Source organism: Sagittula stellata E-37, from assembly GCF_039724765.1.
Classification (GTDB): Bacteria; Pseudomonadota; Alphaproteobacteria; order Rhodobacterales; family Rhodobacteraceae; genus Sagittula; species Sagittula stellata.
This window is the reverse complement of record NZ_CP155729.1, coordinates 3,185,944-3,206,832: the sequence shown is the minus strand read 5'-3', so window position 1 is coordinate 3,206,832 and position 20,889 is coordinate 3,185,944. Positions and strand designations below refer to the sequence as shown.

General features: G+C 66.4%; 23 protein-coding genes. 10 read left to right on the top strand and 13 right to left on the bottom strand.

All coding sequences use genetic code 11. From position 1 onward, the window contains the following. The first annotated feature begins 14 nt into the window (after positions 1 to 14). Both ABFK29_RS15210 and ABFK29_RS15205 read left to right on the top strand, forming a co-directional pair. Positions 15 to 917 carry an EamA family transporter gene (locus ABFK29_RS15210; protein ID WP_005856323.1) on the top strand — a complete coding sequence of 301 codons (903 nt, stop codon included), beginning with the start codon at positions 15 to 17 and terminating at the stop codon, positions 915 to 917. Between the two features lie 31 nt (positions 918 to 948). After that, entirely contained in the window at positions 949 to 1,581 is a 633-nt protein-coding gene (locus ABFK29_RS15205) for an inner membrane-spanning protein YciB (RefSeq protein WP_005856321.1), read from the top strand. A gap of 18 nt (positions 1,582 to 1,599) precedes the next feature. On the opposite strand, the gene ABFK29_RS15200 is transcribed toward ABFK29_RS15205, so the two are convergent. The 5 genes from ABFK29_RS15200 to ABFK29_RS15180 all read right to left on the bottom strand — a co-directional run bounded on the left by ABFK29_RS15200 (position 1,600) and on the right by ABFK29_RS15180 (position 7,735). Further along, positions 1,600 to 2,985: a hypothetical protein gene (locus ABFK29_RS15200; protein WP_005856319.1), complete on the bottom strand. Its 1,386-nt coding sequence runs from the start codon at positions 2,983 to 2,985 to the stop codon at positions 1,600 to 1,602. Positions 2,986 to 2,998: 13 nt separating this feature from the next. Continuing rightward, the gene (locus tag ABFK29_RS15195) at positions 2,999 to 4,429 is read right to left on the bottom strand and encodes a CHAT domain-containing protein (RefSeq protein WP_005856317.1); all 1,431 of its coding nucleotides are present in this window, start codon (positions 4,427 to 4,429) and stop codon (positions 2,999 to 3,001) included. Further along, entirely contained in the window at positions 4,426 to 5,844 is a 1,419-nt protein-coding gene (locus ABFK29_RS15190; RefSeq protein ID WP_005856315.1) for a hypothetical protein, read from the bottom strand. The genes ABFK29_RS15195 and ABFK29_RS15190 overlap by 4 nt, the downstream gene beginning before the upstream one ends. 9 nt (positions 5,845 to 5,853) lie before the next feature. Beyond that, positions 5,854 to 7,185: an alpha/beta fold hydrolase gene (locus ABFK29_RS15185; RefSeq protein ID WP_005856313.1), complete on the bottom strand. Its 1,332-nt coding sequence runs from the start codon at positions 7,183 to 7,185 to the stop codon at positions 5,854 to 5,856. 112 nt (positions 7,186 to 7,297) lie between these two features. Beyond that, the gene (locus ABFK29_RS15180; protein WP_005856311.1) at positions 7,298 to 7,735 is read right to left on the bottom strand and encodes an Lrp/AsnC family transcriptional regulator; all 438 of its coding nucleotides are present in this window, start codon (positions 7,733 to 7,735) and stop codon (positions 7,298 to 7,300) included. Between the two features lie 110 nt (positions 7,736 to 7,845). On the opposite strand from ABFK29_RS15180, the gene ABFK29_RS15175 reads away from it, so the two are divergent. From ABFK29_RS15175 to ABFK29_RS15160, 4 genes are all read left to right on the top strand, one after another. Beyond that, entirely contained in the window at positions 7,846 to 8,967 is a 1,122-nt protein-coding gene (locus ABFK29_RS15175; protein WP_005856309.1) for a type III PLP-dependent enzyme, read from the top strand. 74 nt (positions 8,968 to 9,041) lie between these two features. Further along, the gene (locus tag ABFK29_RS15170; protein WP_005856307.1) at positions 9,042 to 11,336 is read left to right on the top strand and encodes a xanthine dehydrogenase family protein molybdopterin-binding subunit; all 2,295 of its coding nucleotides are present in this window, start codon (positions 9,042 to 9,044) and stop codon (positions 11,334 to 11,336) included. 81 nt (positions 11,337 to 11,417) lie between these two features. Beyond that, entirely contained in the window at positions 11,418 to 12,464 is a 1,047-nt protein-coding gene (locus ABFK29_RS15165; RefSeq protein ID WP_005856305.1) for a DUF2235 domain-containing protein, read from the top strand. A 199-nt stretch (positions 12,465 to 12,663) separates the two neighbouring features. Beyond that, positions 12,664 to 13,131: a CoA-binding protein gene (locus ABFK29_RS15160; RefSeq protein ID WP_005856303.1), complete on the top strand. Its 468-nt coding sequence runs from the start codon at positions 12,664 to 12,666 to the stop codon at positions 13,129 to 13,131. Positions 13,132 to 13,495: 364 nt separating this feature from the next. On the opposite strand, the gene ABFK29_RS15155 is transcribed toward ABFK29_RS15160, so the two are convergent. The 4 genes from ABFK29_RS15155 to ABFK29_RS15140 form a co-directional block, all read right to left on the bottom strand. Next, a complete protein-coding gene (locus tag ABFK29_RS15155) occupies positions 13,496 to 13,804 on the bottom strand; it encodes a phosphoribosyl-ATP diphosphatase (protein WP_005856301.1) in 309 nt (102 codons plus the stop codon). Between the two features lie 45 nt (positions 13,805 to 13,849). Next, positions 13,850 to 14,257, bottom strand: a complete 408-nt coding sequence (locus tag ABFK29_RS15150) for a hypothetical protein (protein WP_005856299.1) — start codon at positions 14,255 to 14,257, stop codon at positions 13,850 to 13,852. Then, a complete protein-coding gene (gene hisF / locus ABFK29_RS15145) occupies positions 14,254 to 15,012 on the bottom strand; it encodes an imidazole glycerol phosphate synthase subunit HisF (protein WP_005856297.1) in 759 nt (252 codons plus the stop codon). The genes ABFK29_RS15150 and hisF overlap by 4 nt, the downstream gene beginning before the upstream one ends. A 195-nt stretch (positions 15,013 to 15,207) precedes the next feature. After that, complete coding sequence (locus tag ABFK29_RS15140) at positions 15,208 to 15,651, bottom strand: DUF4168 domain-containing protein (protein ID WP_005856295.1); 444 nt, start codon at positions 15,649 to 15,651, stop codon at positions 15,208 to 15,210. A gap of 267 nt (positions 15,652 to 15,918) precedes the next feature. Here ABFK29_RS15140 and ABFK29_RS15135 point away from each other — a divergent pair, with 267 nt between their 5' ends. Further along, positions 15,919 to 16,371 carry a DUF302 domain-containing protein gene (locus ABFK29_RS15135; protein ID WP_050772355.1) on the top strand — a complete coding sequence of 151 codons (453 nt, stop codon included), beginning with the start codon at positions 15,919 to 15,921 and terminating at the stop codon, positions 16,369 to 16,371. Positions 16,372 to 16,501: 130 nt separating this feature from the next. Here the strand turns inward: ABFK29_RS15135 and hisA are convergent, their stop codons facing one another. After that, entirely contained in the window at positions 16,502 to 17,224 is a 723-nt protein-coding gene (hisA, locus tag ABFK29_RS15130; protein WP_005856292.1) for a 1-(5-phosphoribosyl)-5-[(5-phosphoribosylamino)methylideneamino]imidazole-4-carboxamide isomerase, read from the bottom strand. A 169-nt stretch (positions 17,225 to 17,393) separates the two neighbouring features. Between hisA and ABFK29_RS15125 the strand changes: the two genes are divergently transcribed. Then, positions 17,394 to 17,777: a DUF2147 domain-containing protein gene (locus ABFK29_RS15125; protein WP_040604188.1), complete on the top strand. Its 384-nt coding sequence runs from the start codon at positions 17,394 to 17,396 to the stop codon at positions 17,775 to 17,777. A gap of 114 nt (positions 17,778 to 17,891) precedes the next feature. After that, complete coding sequence (locus ABFK29_RS15120) at positions 17,892 to 18,281, top strand: DUF2147 domain-containing protein (RefSeq protein ID WP_157136401.1); 390 nt, start codon at positions 17,892 to 17,894, stop codon at positions 18,279 to 18,281. A 17-nt stretch (positions 18,282 to 18,298) separates the two neighbouring features. On the opposite strand, the gene hisH is transcribed toward ABFK29_RS15120, so the two are convergent. After that, entirely contained in the window at positions 18,299 to 18,934 is a 636-nt protein-coding gene (gene hisH / locus ABFK29_RS15115; RefSeq protein ID WP_005856287.1) for an imidazole glycerol phosphate synthase subunit HisH, read from the bottom strand. Positions 18,935 to 18,986: 52 nt separating this feature from the next. Next, positions 18,987 to 19,577, bottom strand: coding sequence for a TetR/AcrR family transcriptional regulator (locus tag ABFK29_RS15110; RefSeq protein ID WP_005856285.1), 591 nt, complete (start codon positions 19,575 to 19,577; stop codon positions 18,987 to 18,989). Between the two features lie 92 nt (positions 19,578 to 19,669). Here ABFK29_RS15110 and ABFK29_RS15105 point away from each other — a divergent pair, with 92 nt between their 5' ends. Beyond that, positions 19,670 to 20,278: a DUF2306 domain-containing protein gene (locus ABFK29_RS15105; RefSeq protein ID WP_232281517.1), complete on the top strand. Its 609-nt coding sequence runs from the start codon at positions 19,670 to 19,672 to the stop codon at positions 20,276 to 20,278. On the opposite strand, the gene hisB is transcribed toward ABFK29_RS15105, so the two are convergent. Further along, positions 20,279 to 20,866, bottom strand: a complete 588-nt coding sequence (gene hisB / locus ABFK29_RS15100) for an imidazoleglycerol-phosphate dehydratase HisB (RefSeq protein WP_005856282.1) — start codon at positions 20,864 to 20,866, stop codon at positions 20,279 to 20,281. Positions 20,867 to 20,889: the final 23 nt, after the last annotated feature.

Genomic DNA, 20,889 nt, shown 5'->3' with positions numbered 1-20,889 from the left:
GAAAACGAGTGCCGATGAGCGACTGGCTGATTTCACTGGAAGGCACGGAAGCGGGCCATACCCTTGCGCTGTGGCTGGCCGTTCTGGCGGCCTTCCTGCACGCGGCCTTTGGTGCTCTTCAGAAGGGGCGGCACGATCCGTGGCTGTCGCGCGGTGCCATAGACGGCAGCTATGCCCTGATGGCGGCGCCCTTCGCCCTGTTCGTCGTGCCATGGCCCGAACCGCACATGTGGCCGATATTTGCCGGCGCCTTTGTCATCCACGCGGTCTACAAGGTGCTGCAGGCCCTGGCCTACACGCGCGGCGCCTACACGGTGGTCTACCCGGTGGTGCGCGGGACCGGCCCGCTTTTTGCGGTCATCGGCGCGGCGCTGGTCTTTGGCGAACACTTTGCACTGACGCAGTGGTTGGGCGTCGGGGTGCTGCTTTGCGGGATCTTCGGGCTGGCGGTCTACAACCTGATATTCCTTGAGGTCGACCGCGACACGCTGCCTGCCGCACTGGGCTTTGGCGTGGCGACCGGCCTGTTCGTCGCGCTCTACACGACTTATGACGCTTACGGCATACGGGCCACGGCGGACCCGTTCACGTTCCTTGCGTGGTTCTTCTTCATCGACGGCTGGCTCATGCCCGGCATCGCGGCGGTGCGCTGGCGCTCCATGATCGTGAAGCCTGAGTTTCCGCCGCTGATGGTCCGGGGCGTCGTCGGCGCGATCGTGGCCTTCTTCAGTTTCGGCTCCATCATGCTGGCGACGCGGCTGGACAAGGTGGGCGAAGCGGCCGTCCTGCGCGAGACCTCGACCGTCTTCGCGGCGATCATCGGCTGGCTGGTGCTGCACGAAACGGTGGGACCCCGCCGGATCGCTCTCATGGCGTTGATCGCAGCGGGCGCGGTGATCGTTGAGTTGGGCGGCTGAAGCGACTATCTGAGGACAAAAGGAGCCTCACATGACCGACCAAGCCGGGCCGCGCCCGATCAACCCGATGCTGAAGAGCGCGCTGGAGTTCGGGCCTCTGCTGGCCTTCTTCGCCGCTTACCTCGCGCTGAAGGACCGGATCTTCACCATCGGCGGGACGGAGTACGAGGGGTTCATCGTGGTCACCGCCGGCTTCATCCCGGTCTTCCTGATCGCCACCGGCCTTCTGTGGAAGCTGACCAGGCATCTCAGCAGGATGCAACTGGTGACGGCGGTGTTGATCGTGATCTTCGGGGGCCTGTCCGTCTGGCTGAACGACGACCGGTTCTTCAAGATGAAGCCGACGCTGATCTACCTGCTGTTCGGCACTGCCTTGGGCATCGGGCTCTTGCGCGGCGAAAGCTGGTTGCGTGCGGTCATGGAGGGACTAATGCCGCTCAAGCAGGAAGGGTGGATGATCCTGACCCGCCGCGTGATGCTGATGTTCTTCGGACTGGCCGTGCTGAACGAGGTGATCTGGCGCACCATGTCGACGGAAACATGGGTCTATTTCAAGACCTTCGGCCTGACAGCGGCGGTCTTTGCCTTCTTCATGACGCAGAGCAGCCTGTTCAAGACCTACGCCATCGAGGACGAGGCCGAGGCAGACAAACCGGCGGAGTAGGCGCACCCTGCCGCAGGCTCACCACACCCGGCACGTCGGGTCCCCCAGCAGAACGATGGACCGCCAGTCGTCAGCGATCAGCTTCGCGGCAAGAATGTCGCCAAGCTGGCTTTCGTCGCGGTTGTCCAGAAGGCGGCGTGCGGCAATGTCACGGCTGTTGCGGAAGGATGCGCCGGTCGCGCGGACCCGGTCCAGCGCCATGCCGATGGGCTGGCCGGTGAACAGGCATGTGTGAAAGCAGTCGAGGATCGAGCTTGTCACGTACTGCCCGGTCTTCCGGTTCCTGAGCGACCAGTCGAAGGTCGGCTCCACGTGGCCGACAAAGGCGCGCAGGGGCTTCGGTGACCCAAGGAGCGCGCGGGGCAGGGGTGCCGTGGTCTCCCCGCATCCGGCCACGGCCCGCACGATCCGGTCGGCGGCGGTCCCGGCCTTCAGGACACCGTCATAGGCGGTGCGCGCAGAGCTACCGGCCGAACAGCAGGCCTGCGCAAACCAGATCGCGCCGGAGGGCGCCGCATTGCCGGTCAGTTGCGCGGGATCGAGCCGGCGCAGGTCCGCGTCGATCGGCAGGCCCAGATTGCTCCGCATCAGATCGACGTCATCGAGCGGCGCGGTGTCGCCATGGCTCGTCGAGACGATCAGGGCCGGATGCCGGGCTTCGATAGCTGCGGAAAGCGCGGCGTGGGTGGCTTGAGGCCCACGCAGGACATGTGCGCCCGCGACCAGCTCTGGCACCGGGTCGGTGGCAAAGCGGTCGTGGATCGGGTCGCCGATTGTCTTGCGCATCAGGGTGGTGATGTCTCCGCCGCCGTGATCGACCGTCCAGGACAGCGTGTTCGCCTTCATCATCGGGCTGCCTTGCCAGTCGGACAACAGGGCGTCGACGTAATGCTCCAACCCGGCGTCGTCGAGGTCGAGGCGCCCGGTGAAAAACGTCAGATGCAGGTCGTACTGCACGTCCCAGGGAATCTGCGCCGGGCTGCCCACGATCAACAGGTAACGCGGGATGTGCCCCGGCGCAGTGCCGATGCGCCCGGCATGAATGTCGATGTCCATGGCCGAGCCATCCGGCGCGTAGCGACGCAGGGTGCCGGGTTGCCAGTCCTTGCCGACCCGGAAGACCGGCGCATCGCCCCGTCGTGCCACCAAGTCCCGGATCGGTGCCGGGGCATCCATGGCCGAGGCCAGCTCCGCGCGGGTCAGTTCGCGGTTCTCGGGAAGGATCACACCCCATCCGACCTTCGGGTCCTGCCATCGGTCCTGCGGGACGGGGGCGGCCGGAAGCCTCCGGCTCTGGCCGGCGAAGGGCAGACCCAGCAGATGGCGCTTCAGGTCCGGGTCGACCGCGCCGGTGTTCTCCCCACCGGTCCATGCGTTCAATTGGAGCGTGTCGGGCAGGGTCATGGCGCGTCTCCGGTCATGCCTCGTCGAAGGCTGTGTGTTCTTCGGTCCGGGTCCGGGTGCCCAGTTGCGCCTCGAGTTCCGCGATGCGTGCGCGGACCTCGCGCACGGCCTCGTCCGGCAGCACGTCGCCCCGGCTATCCAGAATGCGGGCCAGAACCTCCCGTTCGCCGATGGCCTCTTCGCGGGCCAGAAGGGTGTCTTCGTCCACGTCGGGGGACGCGCCGCCGGGGGCGTCGCCATGGCCGATGACCTTGATCGCGAGCGGCCCGCTGCGGAGCGTCATGACCGGGAAGGTCCAGTCGCGGATGCGGGCGGCGGCCAGCATCGGGGGCAACGGCGGGTCGGCGAGAATGGCGCGGCAGGCGTCGGAGAAACAGGCCCCCAAATCGAGCTCCATGCCGCCTTGGGCGATGGCCTGTCCAACGGCCCGCAACGCCCGTTCATGGAAAGTACCGCCGAAGGCATGGGTGTATCGTGCCAGCATCGGCCCGCGCATCCCCACCACCACCGGTATCCCGGACTGGACGAGTTCCTCGCACAGGCTGGCGGTTTCGGGCGTGCCCGGCCCGGTGTCCTCCGCATCGCCCACATCCGCCAGCGAACAGGCGTTCAGCACCACGAGCCACGCCTTGGCCGAAAGCGCATGCAGCAGGTCGCCGCGCATCAGCCAGGTCGGTTTCGTGCAGCCGTAGTTGACGCCCCCGTCCTCGACCTCAAGCACGGATTCGGTGCCTGCGTAGCCGTGGCAGAACAAGTGCGCCACATGGGGACCAAAGCGCTCGATCCGTGCCACGAGGGCGCTGGTGCCATGCGGTATGGTTTCGGCGCGGATCGCAGGAACGCCGAGCGCGTTGATGTCGTCCTCGAGTTCCTGCCGGGAGGCGAGGATCAGCGCCTGAAACCTGACCGAACCGGTCAGAGACTGCAGAGCCTTCCGGATCTCGTCCCATTCTCCCTGTCCGTCATCGCCGCGTGCGCCGATCACGGCGAGAAAGCGCAGCGTGTCGGTGTTGGCAATCTGCAGGTCCGGGGCGGTTTCCGTCTCTACCTCGCGCAGGATCGGAATGCGGCGGTCGAAGCAGAGGAACCCGGCCTGCGTCTCTCGCAGGGCCTCCCATGGCAGGGCTTTTGCGTCGCCCGCGAGGTCGGAGAAGGCCAGCCGCAATGCCCCCTTCGTCGCGTCTTTGCGCAGGATCGGGCGGAACGCCTCCTTGGTGTTGCGGTGGGCCGAGAGGCAGGACCAGAGCGCATCGCCCGCCGCGCGGACCACGTCGTCCGGTCCGGCGGCATCGAAGGCGTCGAACACCGCCTTGTGGGCGTCGATCTGTAGTGGCGGGCGGGGGGCATCGCTCAGGAGGACGCCGGGCGCCTCGATGTGGAACTGGGTGTACTCGGTCATGTCGTGACCGATGGCACGCTCGAACCGGATGCGGGTGACACTCATCGGCCCGTTCCCCCGCCAAAATCGCCGCCCGTCAGCTTCGAGATGAAGTCCAGCGCGCGTAGCGCCCCCTGGTCCCGCGCCTCCTGCGTGCGCGATTTCGGCCGCGCGCTGCCGATCTGGTCAAGCGTGCGCTGAAGGTCGGCGGGAAGCGGTGGCACGGAGGTGGCAAGATCCGGCGTTTCGAAGGCTGCGCGCAAACCGTCGTCCAGCGTGCCCGACGGTGCGGGCAGCATCACATCGTCGAGCGCACTTTCCGACAGCGGCTCGCCCGGGGCGACGGTGGCGGTCCGCACCCCTCTTGTGATGGCCTGGAAGGCAGCTTTGGGTTCGGCAGCGGCCACGGCCTTCGGATGGACAGAGAACACCAGCCCGGGTGCCGGGTCGGGATAAAAGGGCTCCCCTGCCAGGGCGTGGAGGGCCGGCGCAAGCTGCCGATCCCGTTGGCGCAAGTTCAGCAGGAAGGGGCCGGGACGCCGCCACGACATCTCGTTCAGAAGCAGCCGAAGCCCGGTGGACCACCGAGGGTCGCCGAGGGCGGTCAGGGTGACAAGCTGCGCGCCGATGGTGTCGCAGAAGCGCGCGAGTTCCTGCGCCCCCACGAAGCGGGACCATTGCGAATCTCCGTCCGAGAGCGGGCTTTCCGGCAGGGCCAGCGCGCCATGGGCGTTACTGGCGTAGCCGGGACAGAGGAAGTGGACGGCATGTGCACCCTCCGGGCCAAGCGTGTCGGCCATCCACGTCAGCCAAGGATTGCTCACCTCGGCGGACTGCGGGATGGTCCGTGCGCGGTCCGGTGCATCCGCTTTCTCGGGCAGGGCTGCGCGGTGAAAGCGAAGCTGGGGAAACCTCTGGCCAAGGTGGTCGAGGTCTCGCACCTCCTCGGGCACCATGTCAGCGCCGTGGAACAGCACGACATCGCGTCTCTCGAAATGCGGAAGGCTGTCTAGCAGATCCAGCAACGGCGCTCCCCAATCTTCGCTACCCTTGGCTCTGGGCGCGGCCGCACAGATCGCGATGGGCCGGTCGGACGCCGGGGCGTAGCCCGGACGGACGAAGTTCGGCACCCGCAGGATCGCCCGGCCGCAGGTGTCGGAGAACATTTCTTCCCACGGATAGGCACCCAGGGTTTCTGCGCCGTAGGCCAGTTGAATCCAGATCGCCTCCGGTCCATCGGCCTGTTCGCCCAACCAAGCGAACATCCCGCGCAGATCGCCCGGCACCTTTGGTCTGAAACCGTTCTGCCGGTCTCGGACCGTGGCGGGAAACCCGAGGTCGGTCAGCGGCAGGCGCAGCGGTTCGGCCAGCGCTTCCTCGCCCCGATAGGGTTCGGCGGCCAGCAACGCCCCGCTCCGCGACATCTCTACCGTGCAGCGGAGCGCGAGCAGGTGTTCGGAGGCGCGGACGAGGGTCGCCATGGGGTCCTTTCAGCGCAGGTTCTGGAGCATCGCCCAGAAGGTGTAAGGGTTGGTGACGTCGGAATGCCCGGTGATGCGCCCGTCGCCGTTCAGGTCGATCACCGCGTGTCCGGAGAGGTCGGGATACGTGATGCCCCGGTCGGGAAGGGTGACCTCCAGCAGTTCGCCGGGCGCGAGTTCATGCGGCCCGTAACCGCCCATTGCCGCGAACTGACTGACGCCCGACGCGAACTGCATCTCGCCCAGGTCGCTGCGGCGGCGTACGGCCAGGTGGAAGACGTGCCTGAGCGGGATGTCGTTCTTCGACCGGGTTGTCAGTACCGGCTTGCGACACCGCTCTAGGACCTTGCGGAAGCCGCCGGGCCGCCCCTCCACATCCTGAGCGAAGGCGAGGTGGTTCACGGCGGGCTGGAGAAGCAGCACGGATTCCACGGCGCGCGGGGCCTGCACCCGGCTAAGCGCCGTCATCGTCACCTTTGCACCGTAGGAATGCCCGACGATGTGAAGGCGGGTGCCCGTCTCTCCTAGCAGGCGTTGCAACAGTTCGGCCACGCCGTTGGCGCCCACGACACCGCCGCGGTCCTTCATCTTTAGGACCGTCGCCATCCTGAGCACCTTTCGCAGGCCGAAGACACCGGAGAAAGGCCCCCCGGCGGCCTGCACGCCATCGGTTGGCGCGTCGTCGATCGTACCGCCGCTGTCGAAGCCGCCATCGTCATCCTCTGGCCCTTCCGCCAGGATATCCGCGGAACGGAAAGTGTGTTCGAGGTCGCGCGCGGTGAACTGCGCCGAGGCTTCCGTCTCGTCCTCGTCGGGATGGGCGAACTGCGGAGCGAGCAATTCCGACAGTTGCGACAGCTCGGCCCCGGTGATGGTGTCCTTCCCCGCGAGGAAAGCGGTCAGCGCCTCTGCCTCGTCGGGGTCCATGTCCTCGCGCAGAAGCTCCGCATCGGCGCTTTCTACGACCGGTTCGGGTGTGCCGGCGGCCAGATCGGGTGTCTCTTCCCACGGCCAGAGCAGGGCGGCACTGGGCCAGGACACGCCAAGAAACAGGGGCTTCAAACCGCCTGGCAGGACGTCACCGCGCTGGTCTGCCATAGCGCAGACGCCTTCCATGAACGCGCGGTAGAGGCGCATGGCATCGTCCCAGTCGTTGTTCCAGCCATGGCTGAACAGGATCGTGTCGGAGTGACCGCCATCGCGGATCAGGCGCAGGACCGCGTCGCGTGTCGCCGGAGAGGTGCAGACCCCGTTCTTGTCGTAGGTGATGGCGTGAAACGGGACCGTTTGACCGAGAAAACCCTGATGGGTGAAAATCGGCGCTTCGGGCGAACCGGGCATGCGCGCGCTCCTCAATATTCGTTAAAAAATACACGATCATCGTATGCGATGTCGCAATTCTGTCAATCACGTCTCAATCGCGGCGGGCATTGTCCCGGGCATCTTCGTGCGCTCAGCGCCCGACCCGGTCGATCTTGGTCGAGAGGTGGATCAGGCTTTCCGAACTGCGCACACCCTTCGCCTCGACGATCTTGTCGAGGCTGATGTCCAGCGCCTCGGTCGTGCCGGCGGTCAGGCTGACAAGGAAATCGAAGCGGCCCGATGTGGTGTGCACCGTCTCGACCTCCGGCATGGCCTTCAGGCGCGACAGAACGGCGGCGGCCTCGTTCGGTTCCAGGGAAATCAGCACGGTGGCGCGCAGGGGCGGGCGCAGGCCGGGACCGCGCCTGAGGGTGAAACCTGCAATGGCACCGCTGGCGAGAAGTCGGTCGATGCGCGCCTGCACCGTCGTCCGGGCAAGGTCCAGCCTGCGGGCCAGTTCCGCCACGGGGGCGCGGGCGTTCTCGGCCAGCGCGGCGATCAGTTTGCGGTCGGTTTCGTCGATCTGCATGTCATCCTCGTCGATCTGACGAGAAGAATGGCACATTCTGTCCGTCCTGCCCATATGAATCGCAGGGCGTGGGTGCATTTTCGGGGAACGCGAGCAGGAGACACGAACACATGGTTGTACAGGACACCTTCTACAGTGACCCGGCGAAGTGGATGGCCCGGGAATTGCCGGACGAGCCGGTCTTTTTCTACGATCCGGAGCGGCTGACGCGCATGGCGCGCCGCTTCATCGACGGTTTCCCCGGAGAGGTGACCTATGCCGTGAAGGCGAACCCCGACCCGGTGGTGATCGAGGCGCTGTCGCGTGCCGGTCTGCAGGCGTTCGACGTTGCCTCGCCCGAGGAAATGGCGCTGGTGCGCGATGTGGACCCCAAGGCACGGCTGCACTACCACAACCCCGTCCGTTCGAAGGCAGAGGTTGCTGCAGCGCGCGCCTTCGGCGTCGTGTCGTGGTCTGTGGACCGTATGAGCGAGCTGGAGAAGCTGGGCGACATCGAGGGCGCCGAGATTGCCGTGCGCCTGAAGCTGCCGGTGGCGGGGGCCGTCTATGACTTCGGGACGAAGTTCGGCGCGGCACCTGAGAAGGCCGTGGCGCTCCTGCGGGCGGTGAAGGATAGGGGCGGCGTGCCGTCGATCACCTTCCACCCCGGCACCCAATGCCGCGACGCGCAAGCCTGGGTGGCCTATATCGCGGCATCGGCGAGGATTGCGGCAGAGGCGGGCGTGACCCTGCACCGTCTGAACGTCGGCGGTGGTTTCCCCGCGCATCGCAACGACCCGGAACCTGACCTGGAGGTGATCTTTGACGCGATCCGGGACGCCGTGCGCGCATCTTTCGGTGACGATGCCCCCGCTCTGGTCTGCGAGCCGGGCCGCGCGATGGTGGCCGAGGCCTTCGAACTGGCGCTTCAGGTCAAGGCGATTTGCGACGGCGCGGTCTTCCTGAACGACGGCATTTACGGCGGCCTGTCCGAATGGCGCGACCTGTCCCCGTCGCAGCGGCTGACGGCCTATGCGCAGGACGGCACGCGGCGCGACGGCGAAACCGTGGCGAACACCGTCTTCGGCCCGACCTGCGACAGCCTCGACCGGCTGTCCGACCAGGTGTCCCTGCCAGAGGATCTGGCCGAAGGCGACTATCTGCTGTTCCATGCCTGCGGTGCCTATTCCACCGCCCTCGTGACCCGTTTCAACGGCTACGGCGCACGGAAAATCGTCACGCTCATGCGCTGACCGGCCTGCTCTGGACACTTCGCCCGCAAAGGCTAAGGTCCGGGGCAAACCGGCAAGCGCAAGGGAGTGTGTCCATGGAAAAGTTCGGCAAGAGCCAGTCGGTCAGGCGGGTCGAGGACACACGGTTCCTGACCGGTCAGGGACGCTACGTCGATGACATCGTGCCGGAGGGCGCGCTCAGGGCCTACTTCCTGCGCTCGCCCGTAGCTCATGCGGTGCTGAAGGGGATCGACGTGTCTGCCGCGCTGGAGGCCCCGGGCGTGCATGCCGTCATCACCCAGGCGGACTTGGAAGAGGCGGGTCTGGACGCGCGGATGACCTACACCTGCGCGCCCAACCGTGATGGCACGAAGGGGGCCGCGCCGAAACGCCCGCTTCTGGCGGAGGGTCGGCTGCGCTTCGTCGGAGAGGCGGTGGCGATGATCGTCGCCGACACGCTGGAACAGGCGAAGGATGCCGCCGAACTGGTCGAGATCGACTACGACGACCTGCCTGCCCACATGGAGATCGGCGCAGGCGGAGAGGCCATCCACCCGGAGGCGCCCGACAACCGCGCCTATGACTACGGCATGGGCGACGAGGCGGCCACCGACGCGGCTTTCAAGGCGGCGGCAAAGGTCGTGTCGCTGGAAGTCGGGGACAACCGGATCATCGTGAATTCCATGGAGCCGCGTGGCGCCTTCGCCGAATGGGACGGCGACCGGATGCATCTGGCGTTCGGCGGGCAGGGTGTCTGGGGGATGAAGAAGGAGCTTGCGCGCGCCTACAAGGTCGAGGCGGAGAAGGTCCGCACCACCAATCCCGACGTCGGCGGCGGCTTCGGCATGAAGGGCATGGCCTACCCGGAGTACTTTGTTCTTCCCCATGCCGCGAAGGTGCTGGGCCGACCGGTGCACTGGATGTCCGACCGGACCGAGGCGATGCTGTCCGACAACGCGGGCCGGGACCTCGTGACGCTGGCAGAGCTTGCCTTCGACGCCGACAACCGCATCGTGGCCTACCGGTCCCACACCCGGTCGAACCTTGGCGCGTACAACTCCCAGTTCGGGCAGATGATCCAGTCGTTCCTGTTTTCTCGCGTCCTGACAGGGGTTTACGATATCCAGACGGTCTATCAGCGGGCGGAAGGGTTCTATACGAACACCACGCAGGTGGATGCCTATCGCGGCGCTGGCCGCCCGGAGGCGATTTATGTGCTGGAGCGGGTGATGGACCGGGCCGCGCGCGAACTGGGCGTCGATCCGATGGAACTGCGCCGCATCAACTTCATCAAGCCGGAGCAGTTTCCCTACACCACGGTGGCCGGGGAATCGTACGACGTGGGCGCGTTCGCTCGCGTGCTTGGCCGGGCCGAGACATCGGCGGATGTGGCGGGCTTTGCCGCCCGGCGTGAGGCCAGTGCTGCCGAGGGCAAGCTTCGCGGGTTGGGGGTTTGTTATTACATCGAGTCTATCCTCGGGCAGCCGCATGAGGACGTTAAGGTGGAATTTGTTGGTGACGGTGCGCTGATCTACGTCGGGACCCAGTCGAACGGGCAGGGGCACGAAACGGTGTTCCGCCAGTTCCTTGCCGACCAGACCGGCATTCCGGCGGAAAAGATCGAGGTGGTGCAGGGCGATAGCGACCGCATCGCTTCGGGCGGGGGCACCGGCGGATCGCGATCGGTGACGACGCAGACAAACGTGACGTTGCAGGCTGTGGCAGAGATGGTCGGCGGCTTCTCGGCGTTCCTTGCCAGCGAGATGGGCGTCGCGGCGGATGAAGTGACCTTCGACGACGAACGTTTCCGCGCCGAGGGATCGAACCTGACGCCCACGATGCTGGAGGTGGCGCAGATGGCACGCGACGTCGGCCGCGAGGACCTGCTTGTCTGGCAGGCCACGGCCAAGCTGCCGGGGCGGTCCTACCCCAACGGATGCCACGTCGCAGAGGTGGAGATCGACCCGGAAACCGGCCATGTCGCCTGCGACCGTTACACGGTGGTTGACGATTTCGGCAACCTGATCAACCCGATGCTGGCCGAGGGGCAAGTGCACGGCGGGGTGGCGCAGGGGCTGGGGCAGGCTCTGACCGAACACGTCGTCTATGATGGCAACGGGCAACTGCTCACGGCAACGTTCATGGACTACGGGATGCCGAGGGCCGATCTCATACCCAAGATCGGTTTCGAGACGGAGCCGGTGCCTTCGACGGCGAACCCGATGGGAATGAAGGGCTGCGGCGAGGCCGGAACGGTCGGCGCGCTGGCGGCAGTGTCGAACGCGGTGCAGGATGCGTTGTGGGAACGGGGAATCAGACAAGTGGACATGCCATTCACGCCGATGCGTGTCTGGTCGATGCTGGAGAATGATCGGATCGCGGCTGAATGACGAAACGGGCGTACAGGGTGGGCCTTTGGCCTTTGCCCTGTTGCCGCGCGTCTGGCGGGATCCCTGGGCCGGGGGCCGGAGATGATCGGCACACAGATCGCCAACACCGTCCTTGGCTGGGTCCGCAAGCGCTTTGCAACCGGCTACACCCCGTATGAGCCGCGGCGCGGGCCGCGCGATCACATCATCATCCTGGACGGCACGGCTTCCACCCTCGAACCGGGGATGGAGAGCAACGCGGGCCTGACCTACAAGCTCTTGAAAGAAGTCGGGCGGACCTCGCTTTACTACGAGGCGGGCATACAGTGGGAAGCCTGGATGTCGACCTGGGACGTGGTGTCGGGCCGGGGGATCAACCGGCAGATCCGTCGCGCCTACGGCTACCTCGCATCGCGCTACCGGGTGGGAGACCGCATTTTCCTTCTGGGCTTTTCGCGCGGCGCCTATGCCGCACGGTCGTTGGCGGGGATCATCGACCGCGTGGGGCTGCTGCGGCCAGAGTTCGCCACGGAACGGAACATCACGCAAGCGTACCGGCTGTACCAATACGCGCCCGACAGCGAGACGGCGGACGACTTCGCACGGCTGCATTGCCACGATGTGACGCTGGTGGAGATGGTGGGCGTATGGGACACGGTGAAGGCGCTGGGGCTGCAACTGCCGCTGCTCTGGCGGGTGACGGAGCCGAGCCACGCCTTTCACAACCACGCGCTTGGCAATTCGGTGCGGCACGGGTTCCACGCGCTGGCGCTGGACGAGACGCGGGTGACCTTCACGCCGGTGATGTGGGAGCGCCCGCCGGACTGGAGGGGCGTGATGGAGCAGGTCTGGTTCCGCGGCACACATGGCGACGTCGGTGGGCAGATCGGCAGTTTCCAGGCGGCGCGCCCCCTGGCGAACATACCGCTGGTCTGGATGCTGGAACGGCTGGAAGCCTGCGCCGTGGCGCTGCCGCCGGGCTGGCGGGACAGGTTTCCCTGCGATGTGGATGCGCCTTCGGTCGGCACGTGGCAGGGCTTTGGCAAGCTGTTCCTGAACCGGCGCCGCAGGGTCCTGGGGCAGGACCCGTCGGAACGTCTGCACGAAAGCATTGACGTTCCCTTACCGGCGGGAGCGCCGGCGGAGTAGGCTTTTTGCCAAGGTCAAGCGAAAAGGCTCACATTTTATTTACTACCCTTTAACCTGTGTCTTTTGCGCCTATCTCTTTATCAGGATCGCGGGACCGGAACTCCCGCGAGACCTTCACTGTCCCTCGTTCCGTGACTTGCGCCCGGGAAACTATCCCGGGCGCTTTTTCTTTGCCTGAAGGCTGCGTACGGTGGCGGTCATGAGATACGACGACTCATTCCTCAAGGACGTGTTGACCCGCACCAGGACGGTGGCGGTGGTCGGCGTGTCGATGAACCCGGTCCGGCCCAGCTACTACGTGGCGCGCTACCTGTCGCTGAAGGGATACAAGGTGATCCCCGTCAACCCGGGTCACGCCGGGAAAAAGCTGTTCGGTCAGGAGGTTAGGGCCACCCTTTCAGACTGCCCGAAAGAAGTGGACATGATCGACGCCTTCCGACGGTCGGAGCATGTACCGCCCATCGTCGAGGAGGCGCTGGAGGTCTTTCCCGCGCTGAAGACAGTGTGGATGCAGATCGGCGTGGAAAGCCCGGAGGCGGCGGAGATGGCGCAGGCGAGGGGCGTGGACGTGGTGATGAACCTCTGTCCCAAGATCGAATACCAGCGCCTTTTCGGGGAGTTGCGCATGGGTGGCTTCAACACCGGGATCATTTCTTCGAAGCTATAGGGACGGGACCGGCGCTGTTTGCGCAGGCGCAAAAGCGCCCCGCCCACCGTCCCGTCAACGCCGCGTTCGACCCGCGTGCGTGGTGGTTGAGCATGCGGGCGATGGCCAGATGATGTGGCGTTCGGCCCGTCCGCGGGCCGTCGTTTGCCGTTTCTTCACAAAGGTTGACGCGCTGTAAGGGGTGAACCGGCCGGTTCGACCCCTCGAACCGGCCGGTTGGTAACCTTTTGCCCGGGAGGGGCAGGAAACGTGGTTAACGGGCGGCTATGTCGCAGTGGGCCGGTCGTCGTCGGGGGTGGGGTGCGTGTCGGAGGTGGCTGTCAGGGCCTGCGGCAGGGACACCGGGCAGGGACGCGGGCCAGGTTCACCCGCGCGCGGCTTTTTCCGCCAGACCCGATTGCGACTGGCGGGCGGCCAGTACGTCCATCACCTGTGCCACCGTGACCCCGCGGGCGTGCAGCATGACGAGCAGGTGAAACAGGACATCCGCCGCCTCCGACGCCAGTTTCTGGGGATCGTTCTTGACCGCTTCGATGATCGCTTCGACCGCTTCTTCGCCGAACTTCTCGGCGCATTTCTCCGGACCCTTGGCCAGCAGCTTGGCGGTCCACGACTCGTCGGGCGAGGCCTTGGCGCGGGCGGCGACGATGGTTTCGAGCTCTTCGAGGGTCATGGGAAGTCCTTTCGGAGGCGGCCGGACGAGCGGCCAAGGGGGCGGTCAGAGGCGGCTGTCGTGCTTCAGGATCAGTTCGACAAGGGTCCAGAACTGCGGCTCCATCGGGGTGCCTTCGATCTGGCTGCGGTTGAGGGGCGTGAAGACCGGGCGGGCTTCCGCATCCTCTGCCTCGGACCAGTCGAGCAGGAGCGGCCCGTCTGTGGTGATGCCGATGCGCACGCCCCAGCGTTCGCGGGGACCGGCGGACTGCGACCAGTCGCCGATGTAGAGCCGGCAGAGCGGGCGGTGGTTCGGCGCATCCAGCGTCACGCCGACGGAGTACCACCCCACCGACCGCGCACCCACGTCGAGGTAACCGGTCACGACGGTTGTCGGCTTGCCGCAGCAGTTGCAGGCGGTGTGCTCGGTCTCGCCCTCGCGGAGCGTGACGTCCGAGCCGTCGGAGATCATAGGCGCACGGGGATCCCGGCGGCGGCCATGTGGGCCTTGGCCTCCTGGATCGTGTAGGTGCCGAAATGGAAGATCGAGGCGGCGAGCACGGCGGATGCATGACCCTCGGTCACGCCCTCGACGAGATGGTCGAGCGTGCCGACGCCGCCGGAGGCGATCACCGGGATGTCCACGGCATCGGCGATGGCGCGGGTCATCGGCAGGTTGAACCCGGCCTTCGTGCCATCGCGGTCCATGGAGGTCAGCAGGATTTCCCCGGCACCCTTCGCGGCGATCATGGTGGCGAATTCCACCGCGTCGATGCCCGTGGGCTTGCGACCGCCGTGGGTGAACAGTTCCCATTTGCCGGGGGCGACGGTCTTGGCGTCGATGGCGCAGACGATGCACTGGCTGCCGAACTGATCGGCGGCCTCTGCCACGACGTCGGGATTGGCGACGGCGGCGGAGTTGAAGCTCACCTTGTCCGCGCCCGCGAGCAGGAGGGCGCGGACGTCACCGACGGTACGAACGCCGCCGCCGACGGTGAGGGGGATGAAGCACTGTTCCGCCGTGCGTGTCACGACTTCGAACATGGTGCCCCGGTTCTCATGGGTTGCATGAATGTCGAGGAAACAGATCTCGTCCGCGCCGGCAGCATCGTAGGCACGGGCGCTTTCCACCGGGTCGCCCGCATCGACGAGGTCGACGAAGTTGACGCCTTTGACAACGCGGCCGTCGGCCACGTCGAGGCAGGGAATGATACGCGTCTTCAACATGCTTCGGGGGTTAGCGCGAAAAGCTCATGTTGGGAAGAGGCTGCAAAGATCGTCGTGAACAGCCGGCGGCGGGCGCGGTTTTTCTGCCAGATCGCGTGCGGCGGACAGGCGAGATCCGAAACGCAAAAAGCGCCGCCTCCGGGGGGAGGCGGCGCGTCGAAGGCGTCAGGCTGTCATGCCTTGGGGGAAGCGGCGTCAGCCCTCGCCTTCGGTGTCCTGCGCGTCGGCTGCGCGGATCTCTTCCATCAGCGCGGCGACGCGCTCGCCGACCTGCTTGTCGGTCTGCAGGGCCTCGCCGATCTCGTTGTAGGTTTCCACATCGAGGTTGTCGGTCTCGGTGATCGCGGCCTGCATTTCGGTCATCGCCTCGCGCTGCAGGTCGGTGATGGCGTCCTCGCCTTCGGCGGCCTGGATCTGCGCGGTGTAGTCCTGGCGGATCTCGACGATGGCCATGGCGGCGGTGACGAAGCTTTCAAGCTGTGCGTCGGTGAAGCTTGCGGTCTGGGTCGCCGGTGCCTCCTGCGTCATCGGCGCGTCCGTGGGGGCTGTGTTCGCCTCCTGGGCGAAAGCCGGGGCCAGCGGAGCGGCTGCCATGCCGAGGATGGCTGCGGTGCCGAGGATCGATTTGCGGATGGTCATGTTGGGTCTCCGTCGTATTGGTCTGCGAGTGCGCCGGCCGGACCGGCGCTGCGATGGGGCTAACCTGTGGGCCATGGCGGCGGGACGCAACCGGGGGCGACAGGACCGGCGCGGGCTCGCCGAAATGGGGGTGCAGACTGCGCGGTGCTCCGCAGGCCGGGACCGCCTGAGGTTGAATTCGTGCCATGGCATCATAAGGCCCGGAGCGGCGGAACCGGGATGGCAGAAGCGGTGTTGATCTGGTGGAGCTGACCAGGGAGATCCCACATGAGACTTTTGATGGCCACGGCGATGGCATTGCTGCCGTTGTGCGCGACAGCCGACGAGAACCTGAACTGGGTCAAGGCGAAGGGCACCGTGCCCGAAGCGATGGACCGGCTGGAGGCGGCGGTGGAGGAGGCCGGCGGCACGGTCTTTGCCCGCATCGACCACGCCGCCGCTGCCAAGGATCTGGGCGTGGAACTGACGGATGCGCAACTGCTGATCTTCGGCAACCCCAAGTTGGGCACGCCCGTCATGAGGGAAAACATGCGCGCGGGGCTGGTGCTGCCCCTGCGGGTCCTGGCGTTCAAGGACGATGGCAGCACGTGGTTCCTGTATCAGGAAGTCGTGCCGATGCTCGATTCCGTCAACGTGGACGACGATGTGGAGGGTATCCAGCCAATTGTCGACGCGTTGAAAGCGTTGACGGAGAAGGCGTCGGACATGCCGGCCGAGTGACATCCGGGCTAAGGTCCGTTTCGAACCGAAAAAGGGACGTCAGTGGGCGATCCGCCAGTGCCGTGTTTCGTGCGGGCAACGCATGTGTGTCGCGGGTCGTTTGACGGGAACGGGCCGCTTCACACGACGCTCAGGTGCGCAGGACCTTCAGCGCTTCCTTGAGGTCGATGGCCCCGTCATAGAGCGCGCGGCCCGAGATCGCGCCGTTCAGTTTGGCGCCGCAGTCGCGCAGCGCGCGGAGATCCTTGATCGAGGAGACGCCGCCGGAGGCGATGACCGGGATCTGCACGGCACGGGCGAGGGCGGCTGTCGCCTCCACGTTCGGGCCCTGCATCGCGCCGTCGCGGTTGATGTCGGTGTAGACGATGGCCGCGACGCCCGCGTCCTCGTAGCTGCGCGCAAGCTCCGTTGCGTCCACGTCTGTCGTTTCGGCCCAGCCCTTCGTGGCGACCTTGCCGTCGCGGGCGTCGATGCCCACGGCGATCTGACCGGGGAAGGCGCGGGCCGCCTCGCGCACCAGCGCGGGATTTTCCACGGCCACCGTCCCCAGGATCACGCGGGCGAGGCCCTTGGACAGCCATGCCTCGATCGTGGCCATGTCACGGATGCCGCCGCCCAGTTGCGCGGGGGTGCCGGTCTGGGACAGGATCGCCTCGACCGCGGCACCGTTGACCGGCTGGCCCGCGAAGGCGCCGTTCAGGTCGACGAGGTGCAGCCATTCGCAGCCCTTGGCCACGAATTCCAAGGCTTGCGCGGCGGGGTCTTCGTTGAAGACCGTCGCCTTGTCCATGTCGCCGCGCAGGAGCCGCACGGCCTTTCCGTCCTTCAGGTCGATCGCCGGATACAGGATCATCGACTGCCCTTCTCAATCTTGCCGGTGGGACAAGGCCCGCTGGTCCAGGGGTCTTGTGGACCCGCTTGTTATGACGTCACGCCACTAAAATAAGGCGTACCCAACGTCATCCTTGTTCGAAAGCCGCCATACGCGTCAAGTCGAATGGAGCAAGAGGGAGGACAAGACAATGAGATTGTTGGCATATGTTGCCGCACTGGGGCTATTCGCCGCGGCTGCGCAGGCGGACCCGGTCGAAGGTGTCTGGCAGACGCAGCCGGACGAGGGATCGTATGCCCATGTGACGATGGCGCCCTGCGGCGCAAAGTTCTGCGGTGTCATCAGCCGGACGTTCAACGCGTCGGGCGAATACAAGTCGCCGAACATCAGCCGCAAGCTGGTCATCGACATGGCCCCGCAGGGCGGTGGCAAGTACAAGGGGCAGGTGTGGCAACCGTCGAAGGACCGCATCTTCATGGGCAAGATGGACCTTGCGGGCGACCGTCTGCAGCTTGCGGGCTGCGTCGCGGGCGGCCTGATCTGCAAGAAGCAGACCTGGGCGCGGGTGAAGTAGTGGAAACATGTAGGCAGGTCCTTGCTGGCACGGCGGCTGTCTGACTTCTCCTGACGGTTGAAGAACCCATATGTAACGGGCAAAGCCGTTCCAGTCAGAGAGGGAGAGTTCACCATGATCCGACCCGCGATGTATGCCGCCATGGCCTGTGTGCTGGCCGCTCCGGCACTGGCCGACCCGATGGAGGGGATGTGGCGCACCGAACCGGACCGCAAGAACCTGACCAGCTATATCGACGTCACCCGCTGCGGCAGTGCGCTGTGCGGCACGGTCGCGAAGGCCTTCGACGCGTCCGGGCAGGAGGTGACGACCCCCAACGTGGGCAAACGGCTGTTCTGGGATCTGAAACCCGAGGGCGGCGGCGCCTACGAGGACGGCACGGTCTGGGTGCCCCTTCTGGACGTGACCGCACGGGCAAGCGCGCGCCTGAGCGGCAACACGCTTGAGGTCACCGGCTGCAAGGGGCCGGTCTGCGACGGGCAGGTCTGGACGCGGGTCAACTGAGACGCCCGGGGGCGTGACTACGGGCGCCAGTTCAGAAAGTTGGCGATCATGCGCAGCCCGGCGCCCGCGCTTTTCTCCGGGTGGAACTGCAGCCCGACCTTGGTGCCGTCCGCCACGATGGCGGTGACGTCGCCGCCGTAATCGACATGCGCGACGCGTTGGCCGGGGGCCAGCATCCGCATCTGGTAGGAGTGGACGAAATACGCGTGTTCGCCGGTCTCGATCCCGTCGAGCAGCGGGTGAGGCGTGTCGATCAACAGATCGTTCCAGCCCATGTGCGGCACCTTCAGCGCCGGGTCGGACGGGGCGATGTGCTCGACCGAGCCGTCGATCCAGCCCAGCCCCTTCGTCGCCTCGTACTCATGCCCCTCCTGCGCCATGAGCTGCATACCCACGCAGATGCCAAGGAACGGGCGGCCGCGGTTTTCGACGGCGTCCACCATCGCCTCGAAACATCCCGATGCGCGCAGGGCCGCCGCGCAGGCGGGGAAGGCGCCGTCGCCGGGCAGGACGATGTGGTCGGCCACCGCGACGGTTTCCGGATCGGAGGTCACCACGACCGAACCCGCGCCGGTTTCGGCGGCCATCTTCTGGAAGGCCTTTTCGGCGGAGTGCAGGTTGCCGCTTTCGTAGTCGATGATGGCGGTGAGCATGGGCGGTCCTTTCCTGTGCGCGCCCCGGAGGTCGCGCGAAACGGCGCAGGCGTCAAGAGGGCTGGGGATCGCGGCCGACGTGGTCGAGCAGCGCGAGGATCGCGGCGTCGTCGGGCAGGGCGTCGCCGAAGCGGCCCGTCATCTGCAGCAGGACAAAGCCGTGGCACAGCGACCAGACCTGCGTTTCGATCACCAGCGGGTCGGTGCCGGGAGGGACGAGCGGCCCGCAGGTGTCGCGCAGGACGCGGTAGGCGGCAGAGGCACCTCGGTCGGTCTCGGTAAAGGGGCCTGCATCGCGGAAGCTGAAGATCAGGTCATAGAGCGCCGGCTCGGACCGGGCGAAGGCGAGGTAGCCGCGCGCGATGCCGCGCAGCCGGTCGCGCGGCGTCTGCGGCCCGGCGTCTGCGTGTGCAAGCATGGCCTTCTCGAACCGGGCAAAGCCTTCGTCGGCGATGGCATGCCGCAGCCCGTCCGCATTGCCGAAGTGATGGGCGGGCGCGGCGTGGGACACACCGGCGCGCGCGGCGCATTTCCTGAGGCTCAGCGCGTCCAGCCCGCCTTCCTTCAGGAGTGCGATCCCGGCCTCTACCAGCGCCGGTTTCAGGTTGCCGTGGTGGTGGCGGGTCTTGTCGTTGGTGTTCATGCCGGCGGCGTATCCGGATGACTTGACAGTGTCAAGTTTTGGGTCATATCGTGATTCATCTTGACAGTGTAAAGTTCATCGGGGGAAAGATGATGACGAAGGCACGGACGATCCTGATCGCGGTCCTGTCGCTGGCGGTGGCGCTGGCGTCTTGGCGGTTCCTGGCATTTGGCGTGCCGCAGGCGATGCCCTTCATGGCGCATCACCTGGACGGAGGGGCGGTGGCACTTTACGCGCATATCCTTCTGGCACCGGTGGCGCTGGCGGTCATGCCGTTCCAGTTCTGGCCAAGTCTGCGGGCGCGGCGTCCTGCGCTGCACCGATGGACGGGGCGGGTCTACGCCCTGTCGGTCCTGCTGGCGGGGCTGGGCGGGCTGTGGCTGGCGCCAGGGAGTTCCGCCGGACCGGTGGCGTCCTGGGGCTTTGGCTTGCTGGCCGTGATGTGGCTGGGCAGCACGGCGCGGGCGGTCTGGCTGGCCCGCGCGGGCCGGATCGCCGAACACCGGGTCTGGATGCTGCGTTCCGCGGCGATGACCTTTGGCGCGGTGTCCTTGCGCCTGCAACTCGGGCTGTTCGTGCCGCTCGTGGGGTTCGAGACGATCTACGTCATCACGGCGTGGTCGTCCTGGATGCCCAACGTGATCCTGATGGAATGGTGGCTACGGCGGGACCGTGCCCGCCGCCTGCCCGCCGTCGCCTGATCAGAGCGCGCCCTTGGTCGAGGGGATCGCGTCGCCCTTGCGCGGATCGGGTTCCACCGCTTCGCGCAGGGCACGGGCAACGGCCTTGAAGGCCGCTTCGGCGATGTGGTGGCTGTTCAGGCCGTGCAGCTTGTCGACGTGCAGCGTGATGCCGCCATGCGTGCTGAGCGCCTGAAAGAACTCGCGCACCAGTTCTGTGTCGAAGGTGCCGATCTTGGCACTGGGCAGATCGACGTTCCATACGAGGAAAGGCCGTGCGGACAGGTCGAGCGCGGCGCGCACGAGGCTGTCGTCCATCGGCAGCAGGCAGGCGCCATAACGGCGAATGCCACGCTTGTCGCCAAGCGCCTTGACCAGCGCCTGGCCGATGGCGATGCCGGTATCCTCGACCGTGTGGTGGTCGTCGATGTGCAGGTCGCCCTCGGCCCGGATCGTCATGTCGATCAGCGAGTGCCGAGAGAGCTGGTCCAGCATGTGATCGAAGAAACCGACGCCGGTCTGGTTGTCGTAGGTGCCGCTGCCGTCGAGGTTCAGTTCGACGGAAATGCTGGTCTCGGCGGTCTTGCGGGTCACGGTGGCGCGGCGCATCGGTCGTCCTCTTGCTGGTCGGC